We start from the raw sequence: 3,343 nt of genomic DNA, 5'->3' as shown, positions 1-3,343 counted from the left end.
GCGCGGGCGGCGCGCGCGTCGCGGTGGGACGCGACGGGCGGCTGACCTCACCGGCGCTGGAAGCGGCGCTGGTCGAGGGGCTCGTCGCCTCGGGCGTCGACGTCGTGCGCACCGGGCTCGGGCCGACGCCGCAGCTGTATTTCGCCGAGGCGACGCTGGCGGTCGACGCGGGCGTGCAGGTGACGGGCAGCCACAACCCGTCCGGCGACAACGGCTTCAAGCTCGTCCACGCGCATGACAGCGTGCATGGCGCGGCGATTGGCGATCTCGCCCGGATGGCGGCGGCCGGCGACTGGGACGCGGGCGCGGGCAGCGTCGTCGATCGCGACGTGCGCGACGCCTATGTCGCGCGGTTGGTGAAGAACTATGCCGGCGGCGCGTTGCGCGTCGGCTGGGATACCGGCAACGGCGCGTCCGGGCCGGTGATCGAGGCGCTGGTGAAGCGGCTGCCGGGCGAGCACCACCTGCTCCACGCCGCCGTCGACGGGCGTTTCCCGAACCATCATCCCGATCCGACGATCGAGGCGAACCTCGCCGACCTGCGGGCGCTGGTCGCGCGCGAGGGGCTGGACCTGGGGATCGCGTTCGATGGCGATGGCGACCGGATCGGCGCGGTCGACGGGCAGGGCCGCGTCGTCTGGGGCGACGAGCTGCTCGCGATCCTGGCCGAACCGGTGCTCGCGCGGACGCCGGGCGCGACGATCATCGGCGACGTCAAGGCGAGCCAGCTGCTGTACGACCGCATCGCCGCGCTGGGCGGCCGGCCCGTCATGGGCCCGTCCGGCCACAGCCTGATCCGTACTGCGATGAAGGCGGCGGGCGCGCCGCTGGCGGGCGAGATGAGCGGCCACATCTTCTTCGGCGACGGCTGGTACGGCTTCGACGACGCGCAGTTCGCCGCCGTCCGCCTGCTCGGCGCGCTGCACCGCGCCGGTCGCTCGCTCGCCGAGCTGAAGGACGCGATGCCGCGGTTTGTCGCCACGCCGGAGCTGCGCTTCGCGATCGATCCGGCGCGCAAGGCGGCGGTGGTGGGCGAGGTGATCGCGCGGCTCGACGCGGCCGGCGCCGACGTGAACCGCACCGATGGCGCGCGGGTGACGACAGCGGACGGCTGGTGGCTGCTGCGCGCGTCGAACACGCAGGACCTGCTCACCGCGCGGGCGGAGGCGGGCGACGAGGCAGGGCTCCAGCGACTGGTGGCGACGCTGGATGCGCAGCTGGCGGCATCGGGGGTCTCTCGTCCCTCGTCACCCTGAACTTGTTCAGGGTCCATGCGCGACGGTTCTCCAAATGGCCGACGCTCGTCCACGTCCGCACGGTCGCGCATGGATGCTGAAACAAGTTCAGCATGACGGCGGGAACAGACGCCGCTACCTTTCGCCCCATGCCCGAGCGCCAAGTCGACCGTTTCCGCTCCGCCATCGGCCGCTGGCTGATCGGCTCGTTCGCCGGCTGGGGCACGCTGCTGCTCTGCCCGGTCGGCATCGGCCTGGTCATCATCCTCGTCCGCTGGCTGCGCGCGCTGTCCTCCACCTATGCGGTCACCGACCAGCGGCTGATCCTCCATCGCGGCCTCCTGATGAAGTCGGTCGACGAGATCGAGCTGTACCGGATCAAGGATGTGCGGCTCGACTATTCGCTGATCAACCAGCTCGCCGACATCGGTACGATCACCTTGACCTCCACCGACCGCACCACCGGCGATCGCGCCTTCGTGCTGCGCGACGTGCCCCAGGCGCGAGAGCGGCGCGAGGGGCTGCGCGCGCTGGTCGAGCAGGCGCGCCAGCGGCGCAGCGTGCGCGAGGTGGATGTCGACCGCGAGGATCACTGGCGCGCTGGATAAAGCCGCCGCGCCGTCCCATTTAGGTCGCGCATGCCACCGCCCCGCCCGCAGATCCTCCGCGTCGTCGACCTGGAGACCACCGGCAACGCGCCGCCCGCGCACGGCGTGCTGGAGATCGGCTGGCAGGATGTGGCGCTCGGCCCCGATGGCCGTTGGGAGCTGCTCGGCGAGGGCGGGCAGCGCTTCGTCAATCCCGGCCGGCCGATCCCGCCGGTGACGCAGGCGGTGCACCACATCCTCGACGAGCAGGTCGCGGACGCGCCGTGGTGGCACGATGTCGCGCGGCCCGTGCTCGATCCCTATCCGCGCCGCCTCGCGCTCGCCGCGCACCGCGCCGATTTCGAGCAGCAATTCTGCACGCCCGCGCTGACCGCCGGCGCCGAGTGGGTCTGTACCTGGAAATGCGCACTGCGGTTGTGGCCCGACAGCCCCGCCTTTTCCAATCAGGTGCTGCGCTACTGGCGCAAGCCGCACGGAATCGAGCATGAACGCGGCCTGCCCGCGCATCGCGCCTTTCCCGATGCCTATGTCACCGCGTTCCACCTGCGCGACATGCTCAACGAGGCGAGCCTCGCGCAGCTGCTCGACTGGTCGCGCCAGCCCGGCCTGCTGCCGCGTGTCCGCTTCGGCCCCGATCGCGGCAAGGAGTGGACGGAGATCGGCGACGACAGCCTAGCGGGCTTCCTCGCCGACCGCGACGCGGACGTGCGCTTCACCGCCGAGACCGAACTGGCGCGCCGTCGCGGGGGCGGCCATGTCGGACGCCAGACCGCGCAGGAGCTGCTGCTGTAGAACACGCAAGGCGCGAAGAAGGTTGTTCAGAGGAGGCGCGGAGGCGCAGAGCCGGTCGCGTGGCGGCCGTCGATTGCCGGCCAGGATAAAGGCGCTGCGCGCGTATCAAATACGACTACTCGCGCCTTCGCGCGAACATCTGCTCCGCGCCTTCGCGTCTCCTCTGAAGCCAATCCACGCCTAGCCAACATCTCCACCACCAGCTAATCGCGCGCGATGTTCCGCGTTGCGCAACGGCTGGAAGCTAACGAGCACGCGTTCGGCCGTTTCCTCCTCGCCGCGCTCGCGCTCGGCTTCGCCTTGCTGGTCGCGGCGGTGCTCGCGGCCGCTGCCATGGCCGACCGGACGCGCGAGCATGGCTTCTGGGTCGCGCACACGCTCAAGGTCGAGGTCGCGATCGATCGCGCGCAGGTGATCATCGAACAGGGCGAGACGGCGCGTCGCGGCTACCTGCTCGCCGGCGAACAGCAATATCTCGACGCCTATGCCGGGTTCGCGGCACTACTCCCCTCCGCGATCGAACGGCTCAGCCTGCTGACGCGGGACAATCCGCGCCAGCAGGGCAACGTCGCCCTCTACCGGCGCCAGGTGGCGGCGCTGGTCGCCGCGCGCGAGCACACGATCGCGCTGATGCGCGCCGGTGGCCCGGCGCAGGCGCGGCGCGACTTCATCGCGGAGGCGGCATACGCCCGCCCCCGCGCGATCCGC

General features: G+C 71.4%; 4 protein-coding genes. All 4 read left to right on the top strand.

Features of this window, described 5'->3' with window-relative positions:
* Positions 1–1,256, top strand: a 1,256-nt coding sequence (gene pgmG, locus HUU95_RS11655) for a phosphoglucomutase/phosphomannomutase PgmG (protein WP_174280262.1), incomplete at its 5' end; no start/stop codon positions are given.
* 92 nt (positions 1,257–1,348) lie between these two features.
* On the top strand, positions 1,349–1,843 hold the full coding sequence (locus HUU95_RS11650; RefSeq protein WP_254602766.1) for a PH domain-containing protein: 495 nt from the start codon (positions 1,349–1,351) through the stop codon (positions 1,841–1,843).
* A gap of 30 nt (positions 1,844–1,873) precedes the next feature.
* Complete coding sequence (locus tag HUU95_RS11645; protein WP_174280261.1) at positions 1,874–2,635, top strand: 3'-5' exonuclease; 762 nt, start codon at positions 1,874–1,876, stop codon at positions 2,633–2,635.
* A 216-nt stretch (positions 2,636–2,851) separates the two neighbouring features.
* On the top strand, positions 2,852–3,343 hold a 492-nt coding region (locus HUU95_RS11640), incomplete at its 3' end, for a CHASE3 domain-containing protein (RefSeq protein WP_174280260.1).

Source organism: Sphingomonas bacterium (assembly GCF_903643065.1).
Lineage (GTDB): Bacteria > Pseudomonadota > Alphaproteobacteria > Sphingomonadales > Sphingomonadaceae > Sphingomonas.
This window is presented reverse-complemented; position numbering and strand designations above follow the sequence as displayed.

Coding starts and splice junctions, on each gene's coding strand:
- HUU95_RS11645 (WP_174280261.1), top strand. CDS start 1,874: ATGCCACCGCCCCGCCCGCAGATCCTCCGCGTCGTCGACCTGGAGACC.
- HUU95_RS11650 (WP_254602766.1), top strand. CDS start 1,349: ATGACGGCGGGAACAGACGCCGCTACCTTTCGCCCCATGCCCGAGCGC.